The organism is Cupriavidus sp. GW821-FHT07C08, from assembly GCF_059419025.1.
In genome coordinates, this window is the sequence record NZ_JBWKQZ010000009.1 from 32185 (window position 1) to 52083 (window position 19899).

General features: G+C 66.6%; 17 protein-coding genes. 16 read left to right on the forward strand and 1 reads right to left on the reverse strand.

From position 1 onward, the window contains the following. Nucleotide 1: 1 nt before the first annotated feature. The gene (locus AC07UK_RS13770; RefSeq protein ID WP_494685789.1) at nucleotides 2-193 is read left to right on the forward strand and encodes a transporter; all 192 of its coding nucleotides are present in this window, start codon (nucleotides 2-4) and stop codon (nucleotides 191-193) included. A 215-nt stretch (nucleotides 194-408) separates the two neighbouring features. Here AC07UK_RS13770 and AC07UK_RS13775 read toward each other — a convergent pair whose 3' ends face one another. Then, complete coding sequence (locus tag AC07UK_RS13775) at nucleotides 409-1362, reverse strand: LysR family transcriptional regulator (protein WP_035826742.1); 954 nt, start codon at nucleotides 1360-1362, stop codon at nucleotides 409-411. Between the two features lie 166 nt (nucleotides 1363-1528). Between AC07UK_RS13775 and AC07UK_RS13780 the strand changes: the two genes are divergently transcribed. The 15 genes from AC07UK_RS13780 (at nucleotide 1529) to AC07UK_RS13850 (ending at nucleotide 19899) form a co-directional block, all read left to right on the forward strand. Then, nucleotides 1529-2989 (forward strand): form I ribulose bisphosphate carboxylase large subunit, encoded by a 1461-nt coding sequence (locus tag AC07UK_RS13780; protein ID WP_035826739.1) that lies wholly within the window; start codon nucleotides 1529-1531, stop codon nucleotides 2987-2989. Nucleotides 2990-3046: 57 nt separating this feature from the next. Beyond that, nucleotides 3047-3466, forward strand: coding sequence for a ribulose bisphosphate carboxylase small subunit (locus AC07UK_RS13785; protein ID WP_010809290.1), 420 nt, complete (start codon nucleotides 3047-3049; stop codon nucleotides 3464-3466). A 151-nt stretch (nucleotides 3467-3617) separates the two neighbouring features. After that, nucleotides 3618-4562 (forward strand): CbbX protein, encoded by a 945-nt coding sequence (gene cbbX, locus AC07UK_RS13790; protein ID WP_436223368.1) that lies wholly within the window; start codon nucleotides 3618-3620, stop codon nucleotides 4560-4562. Nucleotides 4563-4565: 3 nt separating this feature from the next. Further along, nucleotides 4566-5330: an HAD family hydrolase gene (locus AC07UK_RS13795; protein ID WP_494685788.1), complete on the forward strand. Its 765-nt coding sequence runs from the start codon at nucleotides 4566-4568 to the stop codon at nucleotides 5328-5330. Nucleotide 5331: 1 nt separating this feature from the next. Further along, nucleotides 5332-6057 carry a ribulose-phosphate 3-epimerase gene (rpe, locus tag AC07UK_RS13800; protein WP_114133659.1) on the forward strand — a complete coding sequence of 242 codons (726 nt, stop codon included), beginning with the start codon at nucleotides 5332-5334 and terminating at the stop codon, nucleotides 6055-6057. Between the two features lie 57 nt (nucleotides 6058-6114). Continuing rightward, nucleotides 6115-7209 (forward strand): class 1 fructose-bisphosphatase, encoded by a 1095-nt coding sequence (locus tag AC07UK_RS13805; protein ID WP_494685787.1) that lies wholly within the window; start codon nucleotides 6115-6117, stop codon nucleotides 7207-7209. A gap of 11 nt (nucleotides 7210-7220) precedes the next feature. Next, nucleotides 7221-8099 carry a phosphoribulokinase gene (locus tag AC07UK_RS13810; RefSeq protein ID WP_494685786.1) on the forward strand — a complete coding sequence of 293 codons (879 nt, stop codon included), beginning with the start codon at nucleotides 7221-7223 and terminating at the stop codon, nucleotides 8097-8099. A 40-nt stretch (nucleotides 8100-8139) separates the two neighbouring features. Then, the gene (tkt, locus tag AC07UK_RS13815) at nucleotides 8140-10149 is read left to right on the forward strand and encodes a transketolase (protein WP_494685785.1); all 2010 of its coding nucleotides are present in this window, start codon (nucleotides 8140-8142) and stop codon (nucleotides 10147-10149) included. Next, entirely contained in the window at nucleotides 10149-10844 is a 696-nt protein-coding gene (gene gph, locus AC07UK_RS13820) for a phosphoglycolate phosphatase (RefSeq protein ID WP_494685784.1), read from the forward strand. Before tkt ends, gph begins: the two co-directional genes overlap by 1 nt. Nucleotides 10845-10903: 59 nt before the next feature. Beyond that, nucleotides 10904-11914, forward strand: a complete 1011-nt coding sequence (gene gap, locus AC07UK_RS13825) for a type I glyceraldehyde-3-phosphate dehydrogenase (protein WP_494685783.1) — start codon at nucleotides 10904-10906, stop codon at nucleotides 11912-11914. A 9-nt stretch (nucleotides 11915-11923) separates the two neighbouring features. Further along, on the forward strand, nucleotides 11924-13165 hold the full coding sequence (locus AC07UK_RS13830; protein WP_494685813.1) for a phosphoglycerate kinase: 1242 nt from the start codon (nucleotides 11924-11926) through the stop codon (nucleotides 13163-13165). A gap of 42 nt (nucleotides 13166-13207) precedes the next feature. Next, nucleotides 13208-14245: a class II fructose-bisphosphate aldolase gene (fba, locus tag AC07UK_RS13835; protein ID WP_035820287.1), complete on the forward strand. Its 1038-nt coding sequence runs from the start codon at nucleotides 13208-13210 to the stop codon at nucleotides 14243-14245. Between the two features lie 240 nt (nucleotides 14246-14485). Then, complete coding sequence (locus tag AC07UK_RS13840) at nucleotides 14486-16759, forward strand: FdhF/YdeP family oxidoreductase (RefSeq protein ID WP_494685782.1); 2274 nt, start codon at nucleotides 14486-14488, stop codon at nucleotides 16757-16759. Between the two features lie 130 nt (nucleotides 16760-16889). After that, entirely contained in the window at nucleotides 16890-19664 is a 2775-nt protein-coding gene (locus tag AC07UK_RS13845) for an ATP-dependent Clp protease ATP-binding subunit (RefSeq protein WP_494685781.1), read from the forward strand. Between the two features lie 37 nt (nucleotides 19665-19701). After that, nucleotides 19702-19899 carry a hypothetical protein gene (locus tag AC07UK_RS13850; RefSeq protein WP_494685780.1) on the forward strand — a complete coding sequence of 66 codons (198 nt, stop codon included), beginning with the start codon at nucleotides 19702-19704 and terminating at the stop codon, nucleotides 19897-19899.

Here is a 19899-nt window from a genome sequence, read left to right on the forward strand (position 1 = left end):
AGTGCCGGACTACGGGATCAACTACCACATCGGAAAAATGTGGCTGGTCGGAATCGGCGGCTATCTGGCGACACAGCTAACCGACGACAAACGGAACGGGGCTGCAGCGTTTGGCGATGGCCATCGCACGAAGTCCCGATCACCGCAGGTCCCCAGGTCGGATTCGGCACCCCGCAGGCGGGCGCTGTCCTGAGTTGGCAACGTAGCGCCTACAGCCGCAATTCTGCAAGTGCCGACACGGTCTGCTTGAACGGCTATCTGAAGTTCTGAAGCTCCATTGCTTGCCGCTAGACCTGGAATAACGCCACGTTCAGGTCTGGCGCATAGCTCCATCAATGTCGACTGGCTTACCCTGAGGTGCCGTCGGCGTTATTCGAGGGCAATGCGGAAAATCCGGCTGGGACCACCTCAGGCCACCCGCCGCCCAGGCATCAGCCCCCCATATTCCTTCCCCAAGAACTCCGCCGTGTGCTCCAGCAGATAGGCGCGGCAGCTCTCGCTGGCCGGTGACAAACGCTTGCTGGACATATGCGCAACATGCCAGATGCGCTCGATCGGCGTGCCGGTCACGTCCAGCAGCGCGATCTCGCCGGTGCGCAGCTCCAGCGACAGCGTGTGCAGCGACAACAGGCTGATGCCCATGCCGGCCATCACGGCCTGCTTGATGGTCTCGTTGCTGCCCAGGGTGATCACCTTGGCCGGCGTGAACAGGTGGTCGCGGAACATGTACTCCGCCACGGTACGGGTGCCGGAACCCGGCTCGCGCAGCAGGAAGGTCTCGTGACGCAGTTCCTGCAGGTCGAATCCCTTTGCGTCGTGCAGGGGGTGCCGCGGCGAGGCCACCAGCACGTGCGGGTGCGCGGCGATGGGTTCCGACACCGCATCCAGTTCGCGCGGCGGGCGGCCCATCAGCGCGAGGTCGATGGCGTTGTCCTGCAATAGCCGCAGCAGCGTCTCGCGGTTGCCTTCGGCGATACGCAGGTCCACGCCCGGGTGCAGCGCGGTAAAGCCGGCCAGCAGCTTGGGCGCGAAGTACTTCGACGTGCTGATCAGCCCGATCGTGATCGAACCCTGCTCGACGTCCTTGACCGCCTGCAAGCCTTCTTCGGCGTCCTTGACCTCGCCGAGGATCCGGGACGCATGGTGCAGCAGGCGGTCGCCGGGCTCGGTCAGCGTGAGCTGCCCCTTGACCCGCTCGAACAGCGCCATGCCGACCACGGATTCAAGCTGCTTGACCTGCATCGAGACCGCAGGCTGGGTCAGGTGCAGTTCCTCGGCCGCACGCACGAAGCTGGCGTGCCTGGCCACGGTGACGAAGATCTGCAACTGGCGAAGGGTAAGGGCGCGCAGGAAGGACGACATGGGCAGTGGGGGCGGCTTTGGATGGTCCCGTGGTGTGCAGTTTGGTCCGCACTTAAGGGATTGCTTATACAGGGGCTAAGAATATCTGAATTTACCTTATGTGGGTGGGCTTATATCTTTGCATCAACGCAGCAGCCAAGACGCTCAACCACGCAAGGAGACAAGCATGAACGCACCTGAATCGGTCCAAGCCAAGCCGCGCAAGCGCTACGACGCCGGCGTCATGAAGTACAAGGAAATGGGGTACTGGGACGGCGACTACGAGCCCAAGGATACCGACCTGCTGGCGCTGTTCCGCATCACGCCGCAGGACGGCGTGGATCCGGTCGAGGCCGCCGCCGCGGTGGCCGGCGAATCGTCCACTGCCACCTGGACGGTGGTGTGGACCGACCGCCTGACCGCCTGCGACATGTATCGCGCCAAGGCCTACCGGGTCGACCCGGTGCCCAACAACCCCGAGCAGTTCTTCTGCTATGTGGCCTATGACCTGTCGCTGTTCGAGGAAGGCTCGATCGCCAACCTGACCGCGTCGATCATCGGCAACGTCTTCAGCTTCAAGCCGATCAAGGCGGCGCGCCTGGAAGACATGCGCTTCCCGGTGGCCTATGTGAAGACCTTCGCCGGCCCGTCCACCGGCATCATCGTCGAGCGCGAGCGCCTGGACAAGTTCGGCCGCCCGCTGCTGGGCGCCACCACCAAGCCCAAGCTGGGCCTGTCGGGCCGCAACTACGGCCGCGTGGTGTACGAGGGCCTGAAGGGCGGGCTGGACTTCATGAAGGATGACGAGAACATCAACTCGCAGCCCTTCATGCACTGGCGCGACCGCTTCCTGTTCGTGATGGACGCGGTCAACAAGGCCTCGGCCGCCACCGGCGAGGTCAAGGGCAGCTACCTCAACGTGACCGCCGGCACCATGGAAGAGATGTACCGGCGTGCCGAGTTCGCCAAGTCGCTGGGCTCGGTCATCATCATGATCGACCTGATCGTCGGCTGGACCTGTATCCAGTCCATGAGCAACTGGTGCCGCCAGAACGACATGATCCTGCACCTGCACCGGGCGGGCCATGGCACCTACACCCGGCAGAAGAACCACGGCGTGTCGTTCCGCGTGATTGCCAAATGGCTGCGCCTGGCCGGCGTCGACCACATGCACACCGGCACCGCGGTGGGCAAGCTGGAAGGCGACCCGCTGACCGTGCAGGGCTACTACAACGTCTGCCGCGATGCGTACACCCACACCGACCTGTCGCGCGGGCTGTTCTTTGACCAGGACTGGGCTTCGCTGCGCAAGGTGATGCCGGTGGCCTCCGGCGGCATCCATGCCGGCCAGATGCACCAGCTGATCCACCTCTTTGGCGACGATGTGGTGCTGCAGTTCGGCGGCGGCACCATCGGCCACCCGCAGGGCATCCAGGCCGGCGCCACCGCCAACCGCGTTGCGCTGGAAGCGATGGTGCTGGCGCGCAACGAAGGCCGCGACATCCTCAACGAAGGGCCGGAGATCCTGCGCGATGCCGCGCGCTGGTGCGGACCGCTGCGGGCTGCGCTCGATACCTGGGGCGACATCAGCTTCAACTACACGCCGACCGACACCTCGGACTTCGCGCCCACCGCGTCGGTGGCCTGAGCCCTGGCGCGACGCCACCACAGCACGACGAGCGAACCCAAAGAACGAGAGGACATCATGCGTATTACTCAAGGCACCTTTTCCTTCCTGCCCGACCTCACCGACGCGCAGATCACCAGCCAGCTTGAATACTGCCTGAACCAGGGCTGGGCGGTCGGCATCGAGTACACCGACGACCCGCATCCGCGCAATACCTACTGGGAGATGTTCGGCCTGCCGATGTTCGACCTGCGCGATGCCGCCGGCATCCTGCTTGAGATCAACAACGCGCGCAGCACCTTCCCCAACCACTACATCCGCGTCACGGCTTTCGACTCGACGCATACGGTGGAGTCGGTGGTGATGTCGTTCATCGTCAACCGTCCTGCGGACGAGCCCGGTTTCCGCCTGGTGCGCCAGGAAGAGCCCGGCCGCACCATGCGCTACTCGATCGAGAGCTACGCCGTGCAGGCACGCCCCGAGGGCAGCCGCTACTGAGCGGCGCCGGTTGAGCCGCCGCGCGGCGCTGCCGCCGGCGAATTCCTGACTGTGCAATCCCACGGTTGCGCCGCCGCAAGGCCGCGCACCAGGGGGAGCTGCGCCTCGAATCTTCGAGCCGGATGCTCGAATGATCCTCACGGAGCCTGCCATGTCCGCACCTGAAACGACCGCACCGCTGCAGCCGCCAGCCGCTCCGGCCGCATCGTTGCCCGGATCCCTGGCCGAGTCGCTGGCCAGCTCGGGCATCACCGAGCTGCTGGCCCAGCTTGACCGCGAGCTGATCGGACTGAAGCCGGTGAAAGCGCGTATCCGCGATATTGCCGCCTTGCTGCTGGTGGACAAGCTGCGCGCCGCGCGCGGCTTCAGCGCCGGTGCGCCCAGCCTGCATATGTGCTTCACCGGCAATCCCGGCACCGGCAAGACCACCGTGGCCATGCGCATGGCGCAGATCCTGCATCAGCTGGGCTACGTGCGCCGTGGCCACCTGGTGGCGGTGACCCGCGACGACCTGGTCGGCCAGTACATCGGCCACACCGCGCCCAAGACCAAGGAGATCCTGAAGAAGGCCATGGGCGGGGTGCTCTTCATCGACGAGGCCTACTACCTCTACCGCCCGGAGAACGAGCGCGACTACGGCCAGGAGGCCATCGAGATCCTGCTGCAGGTGATGGAGAACAACCGCGACGACCTGGTGGTGATCCTGGCCGGATACAAGGACCGCATGGACCGCTTCTTCGAGTCCAACCCGGGCATGTCCTCGCGCGTTGCCCACCATGTCGACTTCCCCGACTACCAGCTCGACGAGCTGCGCCAGATCGCCGATCTGATGCTGTCCGAGATGCAATACCGCTTCGACGACCAGAGCCGGGCCGTGTTTGCCGACTACCTGGCCCGGCGCATGGCACAGCCGCACTTTGCCAATGCCCGCAGCGTGCGCAATGCTCTGGACCGCGCTCGGCTGCGCCATGCCTCGCGCCTGCTGGACGATGCCGGCACGGTCGTCGACGACCATACCCTGACCACCATCACGGCGTCTGACCTGCTGGCCAGCCGCGTGTTCTCGAAGGCCGCACAGGCCCCGGCCAAGGAGTAAGCCATGCAAGCCCTGATTTTCGATGTCGACGGCACGCTGGCCGATACCGAGAGCGCGCACCTGCAAGCCTTCAATGCCGCCTTTGCCGAGGTCGGCCTGGACTGGCATTGGGACGCGCCGCTCTACACGCGGCTGCTCAAGGTGGCCGGCGGCAAGGAGCGCCTGTTGCATTACTGGCGCATGGTCGATCCGGAAGAGGCCCGCGGCTGCAAGGTGAAGGAAACCATCGACGCCGTGCACGCCATCAAGACCCGCCACTATGCCGAGCGCGTGGGGGCGGGCGGCCTGCCGCTGCGCCCGGGCATTGCCCGCCTGATCGCCGAGGCCGGCGAGGCAGGGCTCCCGATCGCGATTGCCACGACCACCACGCCGGCCAACCTCGACGCGCTGCTGCAGGCGCCGCTTGGCGCGGACTGGCGCCGGCGCTTTGCCGCCATCGGCGACGCCGGCACCACGGCCATCAAGAAGCCGGCGCCCGATGTCTACCTGGCCGTGCTGGAGCGGCTCGGCCTGCAAGGCGGTGACTGCCTGGCGATCGAGGACTCGGCGAACGGCCTGCGCGCCGCCCGGGCCGCCGGCATCCCCACCGTGGTCACGCCCACCGCGTTCAGCGGGCAGGACTCCTTCGAGGGCGCGCTGCTGGTGCTGCCGCATCTTGGCGATCCCGGCGAGCTTATGCCCCAGCAGGTGCCCGGCGCGGCGCACCGCTGGGCCGACCTTGCCGCGTTGCGCGCCTGGCACCACGGCACCCTGATCGAGGCGACCTGACATGCATGCCACTGAAACCAACACCGGCCATGGCAGCCAGCGTGCCATCCGCCTGGCGCCATCCATCCTGTCGGCCGATTTCGCACGCCTGGGCGAAGAGGTGTGTGCGATCGAGGCCGGCGGCGCCGACCTGGTGCACTTCGATGTGATGGACAACCATTATGTGCCCAACCTGACCATCGGCCCGCTGGTGTGCGAGGCGATCCGGCCGCTGGTCTCCATCCCCATCGACGTGCACCTGATGGTGGAACCGGTCGACGCGCTGATCCCGCTGTTTGCCAAGGCCGGCGCCAACATCATCAGCTTCCATCCGGAGGCGAGCCGCCATGTCGACCGCACCATCGGCCTGATCCGCGACCACGGCTGCAAGGCCGGCCTGGTGCTCAACCCGGCGACGCCGCTGGGCTGGCTGGACCATACGCTGGACAAGCTCGACCTGGTGCTGCTGATGAGCGTGAACCCGGGCTTTGGCGGCCAGGCCTTCATTCCGGGCGTGCTGGACAAGGTGCGCCAGGCACGCGCGCGCATCGACCGGCAGGTGGACGCCGGCGGGCGGCCGGTCTGGCTGGAGATCGACGGCGGCGTCAAGGCCGACAACATTGCCGAAATCGCCCGCGCGGGCGCCGACACCTTCGTGGCCGGCAGCGCCGTGTTCGGCGCGCCCGATGCCGACGGCGGCTACTGGAGCATCCTGCGCCGCTTGCGCGAGGCCGCCACGGTCACATAGCGGCCACCCGCACCGGCACCACACAAGAACACATAGCCAATCTATAGGAGACCTGTCATGCCTGAAGTCCAAAGGATGACCCTGACGCAGTTCCTGATCGAGGAACGCCGCCGCTATCCGGATGCCAGCGGCGGCTTCAACGGCCTGATTCTCAACGTCGCCATGGCCTGCAAGGAAATTGCGCGCGCGGTTGCCTTCGGTGCGCTGGGGGGCTTGCACGGCAAGGCCAGCAATCAAGCCGGAGCAGCAGGGGCCGTCAACGTGCAGGGCGAAATCCAGCAGAAGCTGGACGTGCTGAGCAATACCACCTTCCTGCGCGTCAACGAGTGGGGCGGGTACCTGGCCGGCATGGCGTCGGAGGAGATGGAGGCGCCTTACCAGATCCCGGAACACTACCCGCGCGGCAAGTACCTGCTGGTGTTCGATCCGCTCGACGGCTCGTCCAATATCGACGTCAATGTCTCGGTGGGCAGCATCTTCTCGGTGCTGCGCGCCCCGGAAGGCTCAAGCGCCGTGACCGAGCAGGATTTCCTGCAGGCCGGCAGCGCCCAGGTGGCGGCCGGCTACGCGCTCTACGGTCCTACCACCATGCTGGTGCTGACCGTGGGCAACGGCGTCAACGGCTTCACGCTCGATCCCAACCTGGGGGAATTCTTCCTGACGCACCCCAACCTGCGGGTGCCGGCCGATACCCAGGAATTTGCCATCAATGCGTCGAACAGCCGCTTCTGGGAAGCGCCGGTGCAGCGCTACATCTCCGAGTGCATGGCCGGCAAGAGCGGGCCGCGCGGCAAGGACTTCAATATGCGCTGGATCGCGTCGATGGTGGCCGAGGCGCACCGCATCCTGATGCGCGGCGGCGTCTTCATGTACCCGCGCGACTCCAAGGATCCTGCCAAGCCGGGCCGCCTGCGCCTGCTGTACGAGGCCAATCCGATCGCCTTCCTGATGGAGCAGGCCGGCGGGCGCGCCAGCACGGGCCGGCAGACGCTGATGTCGGTGGCGCCGGGCGCGCTGCACCAGCGCATTGGCGTGATCTTCGGCTCGCGCAATGAAGTGGAACGGATCGAGGGCTACCACACCGACCAGACCGATCCCGACCTTCCGAGTCCCCTGTTCAACGAGCGCAGCCTGTTCCGCGCGTCTGCCTGAGGTGCCTGGCCATGTCAGAACGTTATCCCATTATCGCCATCACCGGCTCCTCGGGCGCCGGTACCACGTCGGTGACCCGTACCTTCGAGAACATCTTCCGCCGCGAGGGCGTGAAGTCTGTGGTGATCGAAGGCGACAGCTTCCACCGCTACGACCGCGCCGAGATGAAGGTCAAGATGGCCGAGGCCGAGCGCACCGGCAATATGAACTTCAGCCACTTCGGCGAGGAGAACAACCTGTTCGGCGAGCTGGAGAACCTGTTCCGCTCCTATGCCGAAACCGGCACGGGCATGCACCGGCACTACCTGCATAGCACGGAGGAGGCCGCGCCGTTCGGGCAGGAACCCGGCACCTTCACCCAGTGGGAGCCGTTGCCGGCCGATACCGAACTGCTGTTCTACGAAGGGCTGCACGGCGGCGTGGTCACCGACTCGGTCAATGTCGCCCAGTATCCCAACCTGCTGATCGGCGTGGTGCCGGTCATCAACCTGGAATGGATCCAGAAGCTCTGGCGCGACAAGAAGCAGCGCGGTTATTCCACTGAGGCCGTGACCGACACCATCCTGCGCCGCATGCCGGACTACGTGAACTACATCTGCCCGCAGTTCTCGCGCACGCATGTGAACTTCCAGCGCGTGCCGTGCGTGGATACGTCCAACCCCTTTATCTCGCGCGAAATCCCCGCGCCCGATGAAAGCATGGTGGTGATCCGCTTTGCCAACCCGAAGGGGATCGACTTCCAGTACCTGCTGAGCATGATCCACGATTCCTTCATGTCGCGCGCCAACACCATCGTGGTGCCCGGCGGCAAGATGGAACTGGCCATGCAGCTGATCTTCACGCCCTTCGTGCTGCGCATGATGGAGCGCCGCAAGCGCGCCGCACTGTAAGGACCCGACCGTGAAACGCCGACTCGCGAGGATCCTCTGAATGAACGCACCAGAACGCATCGACTCCGCAGCGCGCTGTGCCAATGCGCTGCGCTTCCTGGCCGCCGACGCGGTGGAGCAGGCCAAGTCCGGCCACCCCGGCGCCCCCATGGGCATGGCCGAGATGGCCGAAGTGCTGTGGCGGCGCCACCTGCGCCACAACCCGGCCAACCCAGCCTGGCCCGACCGTGACCGCTTCGTGCTGTCCAACGGCCATGCTTCCATGCTGCAGTATGCGCTGCTGCACCTGACCGGCTACGACCTGCCGATGTCGCAGCTGCGCCAGTTCCGCCAGCTGCACGCGGCCACGCCCGGCCATCCGGAGCTTGGCGTGACGCCGGGCGTGGAAACCACCACCGGGCCGCTGGGGCAGGGCCTGGCCAATGCCGTCGGCATGGCGCTGGCGGAGAAGCTGCTGGCCGCGAGCTTCAACCGGCCCGGCTTCGACATCGTCGACCACCACACCTACGTCTTCCTTGGCGATGGCTGCCTGATGGAAGGGCTCAGCCACGAGGCCTGCTCGCTGGCGGGAACGCTCAGGCTGGGCAAGCTGATCTGCCTGTACGACGACAACGGCATCTCCATCGACGGCGAGGTCGCCGGCTGGTTTGCCGACGACACGCCGAAGCGCTTTGCCGCCTACGGCTGGCATGTGATCGCCGTCGACGGGCACGATGTGCAGGCCATCGACGCTGCGCTGCACGAGGCCAAGGCCGAGGGCGACCGGCCCACGCTGATCTGCTGCCGCACCGTGATCGGCAAGGGCGCGCCGGCCAAGGCCGGCGGGCACGATGTGCATGGCGCCCCGCTGGGCGCGCCGGAGATCGCCGCCATGCGCACGGCGCTGGGCTGGGAGGCCGAGCCTTTCACCGTGCCGGCGGACGTGGCCGATGCCTGGGACGCCCGCGCGCAAGGCGCCGCGCGCGAGGCCGAATGGGAGGCGCGCTTCGTCAGCTATTGCGCCGCCCACCCCGAACTGGCGGAAGAGTTCGTGCGCCGCGTCAAGGGCCGCTTGCCGGAAGGCTTCGATGCCGAACTGATGGCGTTGCTGGATGCGCCGTCGCCGCTGCAAGGCAAGATCGCCACGCGCAAGGCATCTCAGCTGTGCCTGGAGTCGCTCACGCCGGCCTTGCCAGAGCTGCTGGGCGGCTCGGCCGACCTGACCGGCTCCAACCTGACCAATGTCAAGGCGTCGGTCTGGGTCAACCACGCCGGGCATGGCAACTACGTGAGCTACGGCGTGCGCGAGTTCGGCATGGCCGCCGCCATGAACGGCATTGCGCTGCATGGCGGGCTGATCCCCTACGGCGGCACCTTCATGACCTTCTCGGACTATTCGCGCAATGCCATCCGCATGGCGGCGCTGATGCGCCTGCGCGTGGTCCACGTGCTGACCCATGACTCGATCGGGCTCGGCGAGGACGGTCCCACCCACCAGCCGGTGGAACACGCCGCCAGCCTGCGGCTGATCCCCAACAACCAGGTCTGGCGCCCGTGCGACGGCGCCGAGACCGCGTATGCGTGGCTGGCCGCGCTGCGGCGCGAGGATGGCCCGAGCTGCCTGGTGCTGTCGCGGCAGGCGCTGATTCCGTTCGAGCGCAGTGCGGCCCAGCGCGCGGAGATTGCGCGCGGCGGCTATGTGCTGCGCGATGTGCCGGCGCCGCGCGTGGTGCTGATCGCCACCGGCTCCGAGGTGGAAATCGCCATGCGCGCGGCGCTGGACCTGGCCGATGCCGGCATCGCCGCGCGCGTGGTGTCCATGCCTTGCGTGGAACTGTTCTACGCGCAGGACGTGGCGTACCGGGACACCGTGCTGCCACCGGGCCTGCCGCGCGTCAGCGTGGAGGCGGGCGGCACCTGGTTCTGGCGCGGCGTGGTGGGCGAGCAGGGCTTGGCGCTGGGCATCGACAGCTTCGGCGAATCCGCTCCGGCCGAGGCGCTGTACCAGCACTTCGGCCTGACCCCGGCGCATGTCGCCGCGGCCGCGCGCGTGCTGCTGGAGGAGGCGTGATGGCTACCGCATCCATGCCCTGCACCGCGGTGCTGATCGACCTGGATGGCACGCTGGTCGACAGCGCCCCCGACATCGTCGAGGGCGCCAACCGCATGCTGGCCGACCTCGGCAGCCCGGCATTGCCGTTTGACACCGTTGCGGGCTTTATCGGCCGCGGGGTGCCCAACCTGGTGCGGCGCGTGCTCGAGACCGCCGGGCTCGCGGCGCAGGTTGAGGCTGCCGATGCCGTGGCGATGTTCCACCGCCACTATGCCGATACCAACGGCCGCCTCGGGTCGGTGTTCCCGGGCGTGGCGGCAGGACTGGAGGTGCTCAGGCGGCAAGGCTACCGGCTTGCCTGCGTCACCAACAAGCCGCGTGCGCTGGCCGTGCCGCTGCTGGCGCTGACCGGGTTGTCGCAATACCTGGAAGTGCTGGTGGCGGGCGACTCGATCGCGCAGATGAAACCGGACCCCGAACCGCTGCGCCACGCCTGCAACCTGCTCGACGTCGATACGGCGCAGGGCGTGCTGGTGGGGGATTCGGCGGTGGACGTGGCGGCGGCGCGCGCGGCCGGCATCCCGGTCTGCCTGGTGCGCTATGGCTACGCCGGCCCCGGCGGGCCCGCGGCGCTGGGCGCCGACGCGCTGCTCGATTCGCTGGAGGCATTGCCGGCGCTGCTGACGCCGGCGCGGCTGGCGCCAGTCGCCTGATGTTGCGCCGGCGCGCCAGCGCGACCGGCAAGGATACCAAGACAAGTAAAGGAGACAGCATGACTATCAAGGTTGCCATCAACGGCTACGGACGCATCGGCCGCAATGTGCTGCGCGCCCACTATGAAGGCGGCAAGCGGCACGATATCGAGATCGTCGCCATCAACGACCTCGGCAACGCGGCCACCAATGCGCACCTGACCCAGTACGACACCGTCCACGGCCGCTTCCCGGGCGAGGTTTCGGTCGACGGCGATGCCTTCCGCGTCAACGGCGACCGCATCCGCGTGCTGGCGCAGCGCAACCCGGCCGAACTGCCGTGGGGCGAGCTGGGCGTGGACGTGGTGATGGAATGCACCGGGCTCTTCACCAGCAAGGAAAAGGCCTCGGCCCACCTGAAGGGCGGCGCGAAGAAGGTGATCATCTCCGCCCCCGGCGGCAAGGACGTGGACGCCACCATCGTCTACGGCGTCAACCACGGCGTGCTGAAGGCCACCGACACGGTGATCTCCAACGCCTCGTGCACCACCAACTGCCTGGCGCCGCTGGTCAAGCCGCTGCACGAGAAGCTGGGCGTGGTGAACGGCCTGATGACCACCGTGCACTCCTACACCAACGACCAGGTGCTGACCGACGTGTACCACGAAGACCTGCGCCGGGCGCGCTCGGCCACCATGTCGATGATCCCGACCAAGACCGGCGCCGCCGCCGCGGTCGGACTGGTGATGCCTGAGCTGGACGGCCGGCTCGACGGCTTTGCCGTGCGCGTGCCGACCATCAATGTGTCGCTGGTCGACCTGTCCTTCGTGGCGGCGCGGCCCACCACGGTGGAGGAGGTGAACGGCATCCTGAAGGCCGCCGCTGAAGGCGAGCTCAAGGGCATCCTGGACTACAACACCGCGCCGCTGGTCTCGGTGGACTTCAACCACAAGCCGGCGTCGTCCACCTTCGATGCCACCCTGACCAAGGTCAATGGCACACTGGTCAAGGTGTCGGCCTGGTATGACAACGAATGGGGCTTCTCCAACCGCATGCTGGATACCGCGGTGGCGCTGGCCCACGCACGCTAGCAGGTTGCCATAATGAGCCTATCCCATGCTACGGACCCGCAACCGAAACCCGCGGCGGCGCCGCACACGCTGGCCGCACTGCTTGCAGCCGGTGGACTGGCTGGCAAGCGGGTCTTTATCCGCGCCGACCTCAACGTCCCGCAAGATGCAGCGGGCGCTATCACCGACGATACCCGCATCCGTGCTTCCGTGCCTGCCATCGCGGCCTGCCTGCAGGCGGGCGCCGCGGTGATGGTCACCTCGCACCTGGGCCGGCCGCAGGAGGGGGCGCCCGACCCGCGCCACAGCCTGGCGCCGGTGGGCCGCCGCCTGTCGGAACTGCTGGGCCGCCAGGTGCCGCTCTTGTCCGGATGGACCGAGGGCGGCTTCCAGGTGCCGCCCGGGCAGGTGGTGCTGCTGGAAAACTGCCGCATGAACACGGGCGAGAAGAAGAACAGCGACGAACTGGCGCAGAAGATGGCCGCGCTGTGCGATGTCTACGTCAACGACGCCTTCGGCACCGCCCACCGTGCCGAAGCCACCACGCATGGCATCGCCAGGTACGCCCCCATCGCCTGCGCCGGCCCGCTGCTGGCCGCCGAGATCGACGCGCTGGGCAAGGCGCTGGGCCAGCCGGCGCGTCCGCTGGTGGCAATCGTGGCCGGCTCCAAGGTCTCGACCAAGCTGACCATCCTGAAGTCGCTGGCCGACAAGGTCGACAACCTGGTCGTCGGCGGCGGCATTGCCAATACCTTCATGCTGGCCGCCGGCCTGAAGATCGGCAAGTCGCTGGCCGAGCCCGACCTGCTGGCCGATGCCAGGGCCATCATCGACATCATGGCCGCCCGCGGCGCCTCGGTGCCGATCCCGGTCGACGTGGTGTGCGCCAAGGAATTCAGCGCCACCGCCGCGGCCACGGTCAAGGACGTCAAGGACGTGGCCGACGACGACATGATCCTGGACATCGGCCCGAAGACAGCAGCGATGCTGGCCGAGCAACTCAAGGCCGCCGGCACCATCGTCTGGAACGGCCCGGTGGGCGTGTTCGAGTTCGACCAGTTCGGCAACGGCACCAGGGTGCTGGCCCAGGCCATCGCCGAATCGAAGGCGTTCTCGATCGCCGGCGGCGGCGACACGCTGGCGGCCATTGCCAAGTACGGCATCGCCGACCGCGTGGGCTACATCTCCACGGGCGGCGGCGCGTTCCTGGAATTCCTGGAAGGCAAGACGCTGCCCGCGCTGGCCGTGCTGGCACAGCGCGCCGCCGCCTGAACCCGACCTCACCGATTCTGCAATCAGTAAAGGAGCTTCATCATGGCACTCATTTCCTTGCGCCAGCTGCTGGACCACGCGGGAGAGTTCGGCTACGGCGTGCCGGCCTTCAACGTCAATAACCTGGAACAGATCCACGCCATCATGGAGGCGGCCCAGGAAACCGACAGTCCGGTCATCCTGCAGGCCTCGGCCGGCGCCCGCAAGTACGCCGGCGAGGCTTACCTGCGCCATATGGTGCTGGCCGCGGCCGAAACGCATCCGGACATTCCCATCGTGCTGCACCAGGACCACGGCTCCAGCCCGGCGATCTGCCAGGCCTCGATCCGCTCCGGCTTCACCAGCGTGATGATGGACGGCTCGCTGCGCGAAGACATGAAGACCCCGTCCGACTACGACTACAACGTCGACGTCACGCGGCGCGTGTGCGAGATGGCGCATGCGATCGGCGTGTCGGTTGAGGGCGAACTGGGCTGCCTGGGCTCGCTTGAAACCGGCCAGGCCGGCGAAGAGGACGGCGTGGGCGCGGAAGGCACGCTGTCGCATGACATGATGCTGACCGACCCGGCCCAGGCGCGCGACTTTGTCGCCCGCACCGGCGTGGATGCGCTGGCGATTGCCATCGGCACCAGCCACGGCGCCTACAAGTTCTCGCGCAAGCCCACCGGCGACATCCTGGCGATGGACCGCATCCGCGAGATCCACGAGCAGATCCCTGATACCCACCTGGTGATGCACGGCTCCAGCTCGGTGCCGCAGGAATGGCTGGAGATCATCCGTCAGTACGGCGGCGACATCAAGGAGACCTACGGCGTGCCGGTCGAGGAGATCCTGCGCGGCATCAAGATGGGGGTGCGCAAGGTGAATATCGATACGGACATCCGCCTGGCCATGACCGGGGCGATCCGCAAGTCCTTGTCCGACGACCGCAGCGAGTTCGATCCGCGCAAGGCGCTGCTGGCGGCCAAGAAGGGCGCGAGGAGCGTGGTCAAGCTGCGCTTCGAGGCCTTCGGCTGCGCCGGGCAGGCCTCGCGGATCAAGCCGGTGCCGCTGGAGCGGGTGGCGAAGCTTTATTCCTGAAGGCGCCATCTGCAGCACCACGAGCCCAGGCACACGCACCCCTCTCCCGCCCGCGGGAGAGGGGTGGGGGAGAGGGCCGGTGCATCAACGAAGTAAAGGCTGTCGGTATGCCAGCGCCAGCCCTCTCCCCCGGCCCCTCTCTCGCAAGCGGGCGAGGGGAGCAAACCGGCAGCAGAAGTTGTTCGCGTGACTAACCCCAACGCCGTCCCCGGCAAGCCTGGCGCGGCACAAGGAGCAAACATGGCCAATCGACGCGAAGTGCCTGGTATCAGGAAGTACGACGGTCCCGCCGGCGGCTGGGGGGCGCTGAAGGCAACCGCCACGGCGATCCGCACGCAGATGGATACCGTCAGGGCGCCGATCACGCTGATGCGGACCAACCAGCCCGACGGCTTCGATTGCCCCGGCTGCGCATGGCCCGACAAGGAGCACCGGTCGACCTTCCAGTTCTGCGAGAACGGCGCCAAGGCCGTGACGTGGGAGGCAACCACCAAACGGGTGCCTCCCGAGTTCTTTGCAGCCAATACGGTGTCGTCGCTGTTGAACCGCACGGACTACGAGCTTGAAGACTTTGGCCGGCTGACGCATCCGCTTGTCTACGACCGCGCCACCGACACCTTCCGCGCGGTGGAGTGGGAGGCAGCGTTCGCCCGCATTGGCGAAATCCTGCGCGGGCTATCGCCCGACCAGGTCGAGTTCTATACCTCGGGCAGGGCTTCCAACGAGGCCGCCTACCTGTACCAGCTGTTCGCGCGGGAATATGGCACGAACAATTTCCCCGATTGCTCGAACATGTGCCATGAGCCCACCAGCGTGGGCTTGCCGCGCTCGATCGGCATCGGCAAGGGCACGGTGTCGCTGGATGACTTTGACACGTGCGAGCTGATTATTTCGATCGGCCACAACCCGGGCACCAACCACCCGCGGATGATGGGGACGCTGCATGAGGCGTCGCGCCGCAAGGTGCCGATTCTGGTGTTCAACCCGCTGCGCGAACGGGCGCTTGAGCGCTTTGCCGACCCGCAGAACATGGTGGAGATGGCCACCTATGGCTCAACCCGGATTGCGTCGTCCTACTTCCTGGTCCGCGCCGGTGGCGACGCCGCCGCCATCAAGGGGGTGATGAAGGCGCTGCTGGACCTGGAAGCCAGCCAGGGCAATGTGCTGGACCACGACTTCATCGCGGTCCACACCGAGGGCTTCGAGGCGCTGGCCGACGATCTGCGGTCGACCGAATGGGCGGATATCGAAAAGACCTGTGGCCTGACCCGCACGGACCTGGAACTGGTGGCAGCGGCCTATGCGAAGTCGAATGCCACCATCGTCACCTATGGCATGGGCGTGACCCAGCACAACGAAGGCACGGCCAATGTGCGCCTGCTGTGCGACCTGCTGATGCTGCGCGGCAACTTCGGCAAGCCCGGCGCCGGTATCTGCCCCTTGCGCGGCCACTCCAATGTGCAGGGGAACCGGACGGTCGGCATTACCGAGAAGCCGTCGGCCGCCTTCCTGCAGCGGATCGAGGACACCTTCGGCTTCAGCCCGCCCGCCGGACACGGGCACGATGCCGTTAACGCGATGCAGGCGATGATCGACGGCAAGTCCAGGGCGCTGTTCTGCCTGGGCGGGAACTTCGCGGTCGCCTTGCCTGACCCCGAGCAGTGCTTCCCCGCCATGGGCAAGCTCGACCTGAGCGTGCATGTCGGGACCAAGCTCAATCGCACCCACCTGCTGGTGGCCAGGGAAACCTATGTGCTGCCTTGCCTGGGCCGCACCGAACTGGATGTGCAGGAGACCGGACCGCAATCGGTGACGGTGGAGGATTCAATGTCGATGGTGCATGCGTCGGCCGGCAAGCTCGCGCCGGCGTCCGAGTTCCTGCGCTCCGAGCCGGCTATCGTGGCGGGCATTGCCACCGCGACGCTGCCTGACAGCAAGGTGCCTTGGCTGGAACTGGTTGCCGACTACGACAGGATCCGCGACCTGATCGAGAAGACGGTGCCAGGCTTTGAGGATTTCAACACACGCGTGCGGGTCCCCGGCGGATTCCGCATGCCCTTGCCGCCAACCGAGCGCAAATGGGGAACGCCGTCGGGCAAGGCCGAGTTCTACGTGTTCAAGGGGCTGCATGAAGACAAGCAAGTCCATGCCGACGATGTCCTGCGGCTGGTGACGATCCGCAGCCATGACCAGTACAACACCACCATCTATGCCATGGACGATCGCTACCGGGGCGTGTTCGGGCGGCGCGACGTGCTGTTCATGAACCCAGCCGACCTGGCCGCGCGCGGCCTGGAGCATGGCGACCTGGTCGACATCGAGACCGTCGCGGCGGGCCGGCAGCTGCGTTTCGAGAAGATCACCGCGATCGAGTATGAAATTGCGCCCGGCTCCGTCGCCGCCTACTATCCGGAGGCAAACAGGCTGGTGCCGCTCGACTACATCGACGAGGACAGCGGCACCCCGTCCTACAAGTCAGTGCCCGTGCGCGTTGTGCGTTCGGAGGTGACGTAATGGCAGGCCAGCCCACCATCACGTAAGCACGGCTCATGCCCGCTTTTTTAGCGCCGCTGCGCGCGGCCCTGAGCGCGCGCAACGGCCCTCTGTTGAAGCAATGCGACCTACCTGCGGAGGAAAGTCCATCATGCCGACCCTATGCGAAATCTGCAACGCACGTCCCGCCGTGGCGCGGGTGACCGTGGTTCAGGACGGCGAGCGCAAGACGATGTCGATCTGCGACTACGACTACCGGCAGCTGCTGCGCCACCAGGACATGCTCAACCCGTTCGACTCCCTGCTGGGCGGTGGCGGCCTGTCCCGCTTCTTCCGCGGAATGGGAGGCGGGATGGGTGACGACGAGCATCCCGGGTACTCCACCGAAGTTCCGCGCGAATCCGTCGACCCCACCGATGCCTTCAGTGAGCAGACCATGGAACTGCTGCAGCGCGCCGCGGAGAAGGCCCACGAGCTGCGGCGCAATGAACTCGATACCGAGCACCTGCTCTACGTGCTCGCCGATACCGATGTCTGCACGGCGCTGCTCAAGGAGCTCAAGCTCTCGCCGCAGGACATCAAGGGCTATATCGACGAGCATGCGCAGACCGGAACCGCCGGGCCCGACGCGGCCATCGACCGGATGACGATCTCGCCGCGGCTGAAGAAGGCCTTCCAGTTTGCCTTCCAGGCCTCGCGCGACATGGGGCATTCCTACGTTGGACCCGAGCACCTGCTGATCGGCCTGGCCTCCGTGCCGAGCAGTATTGCCGGGACGCTGCTCAAGAAGTATGGCGTGACCCCCGAGGCACTGCGCCAGAAGGTGGTGAAGGTGGTCGGCAAGGGCGCCGAGGATGGCCGCGTCGATACGCCGACCGGCACGCCCACGCTGGACAAGTTCGGGCGCGACCTGACCGCGATTGCGCGGCAGGGCAAGCTCGATCCCGTGCTGGGGCGTGCGCAGGAGATCGAGAGCACGATAGAGGTGCTGGCGCGGCGCAAGAAGAACAACCCGGTGCTGATCGGCGAGCCGGGCGTGGGCAAGACCGCCATCGTGGAAGGGCTGGCGCAGCGCATCGTCAATGGCGATGTGCCGGAGGTGCTGCGCGGCAAGCGCCTGGTCGAGGTGAACATCAATTCGATGGTGGCCGGGGCCAAGTACCGCGGCGAGTTCGAGGAGCGTGCCAAGCAGCTGATTGACGAGGTGACCGCCAAGAACGACGAACTGATCCTGTTTATCGACGAACTGCACACCATCGTCGGCGCGGGGCAGGGCGGCGGCGAGGGCGGCCTCGATATCGCCAACGTGCTCAAGCCGGCGCTGGCGCGCGGCGAACTGAGCCTGATCGGCGCCACCACTCTGAACGAGTACCAGAAGTACATCGAGAAAGACGCGGCGCTGGAGCGGCGCTTCCAGCCGGTGCTGGTGCCGGAGCCAACCGTCGAGCAGACCATCGTCATCCTGCGCGGCCTGCGCGACAAGCTTGAGGCGCACCACCAGGTCACCTTCGCCGACGATGCCTTTGTGGCCGCGGCGGAACTGTCGGACCGCTACATCACCTCGCGCTTCCTGCCGGACAAGGCCATCGACCTGATCGACCAGGCCGCGGCGCGCGTGCGCATCGGCGCCACCTCGCGCCCCGCGGATATCCAGGAACTGGAGGCCGAGATCGCCCAGCTCAAGCGCGAGCAGGACTATGCGTCGTCGCGCAAGCGCTTTGACGAGGCCAAGGGCTTCGAGGACCGCATCAACGACAAGCAGAAGCGGCTTGATGAGCTGACCGAGGCCTGGCAGCGCAAGACCGGGTCGGAGACCCTGGAGGTGACGGTCGAGTCCATTGCCGAAGTGGTGTCGCGCCTGACCGGCATCCCGGTGACCGACCTGACCCAGGAAGAGCGCCAGAAGCTGCTGAAGATGGAAGCGCGGCTGCGCGAGCGGGTGGTGGGGCAGGAGGACGCGGTGGTCGCGGTCAGCGACGCGGTGCGCTTGTCGCGGGCGGGCCTGGGGCAGGCGAACCGCCCGATCGCGACCTTCCTCTTCCTCGGGCCGACCGGCGTCGGCAAGACCGAGCTGGCCAAGGCCCTGGCGGAAACCGTGTTCGGCGATGAGCAGGCCATCATCCGCATCGACATGTCCGAGTACATGGAGCGCCATGCAGTGGCCCGGCTGATCGGCGCGCCCCCGGGCTATGTCGGCTACGACGAAGGCGGGCAACTGACCGAGCGCGTGCGGCGCAAGCCCTATAGCGTGATCCTGCTGGATGAAATCGAGAAGGCCCACCCGGACGTGAACAACGTGCTGCTGCAGGTCTTCGACGATGGCCGCTTGACCGACGGCAAGGGCCGCGTGGTGGACTTCAGCAACACCGTCATCATCGCCACCAGCAACCTGGGCGCGCCGATCATCATGGACAACCTGGAGCAGCCCGAGGACAAGCGCATGCCTGAGAAGGACTTGCGCGAGGCACTGATGAAGGTGCTGAAGGGACACTTCCGGCCCGAGTTCCTGAACCGCATCGACGACATCATCGTGTTCCATGCGCTGTCACGCGAGAACATCCGCGCGATCGTGCAGATCCAGCTGGAGCGCGTGGTGCGCACCGCCGCCGCGCAGGACATCACGGTCAAGCTCGACGATGACCTGGTCGATCACCTGGTCGAGGTGGGATACCAGCCAGAGTTCGGTGCGCGGGAGCTGCGGCGCCAGATCCGCCAGTCGGTCGAGACCGGGCTGGCCAAGGAGATTCTCGGCGACAAGCTGAAATCCGGCGACAGCGTCGAGCTCGGCTACGACAAGGCAAGCGACGCCGTGGTCTTCAGGAAGATGGAACCCGTCAAGAAGCCGAAGGCAGGCAAAGCTGCCGCCAAGGGTGCTGCACCCAAGAAGGCGGACAGCACCGTCGCGGCAGGAGACTCCAGCGCTTGAGCGCAAGAGCCAGGGCACTTTCGTGGGAGATTCGCAAATGCAGGAGTACGATTTTTACATCAATCTGCTGAAACCGACGCTGGGACTCTATGTGCGCAAGGGGGCAGGACTTCAGGACCTCGCCGACGCAAAGGAGTGGCAACTTGAAGGGACGGTCCCGGAGAACGCATTGCCACCCGGTTTGTTGACGGGGCTGGAAGCCAACGGGCACGCCTTTCAGGAGCTGGGAGGGTAA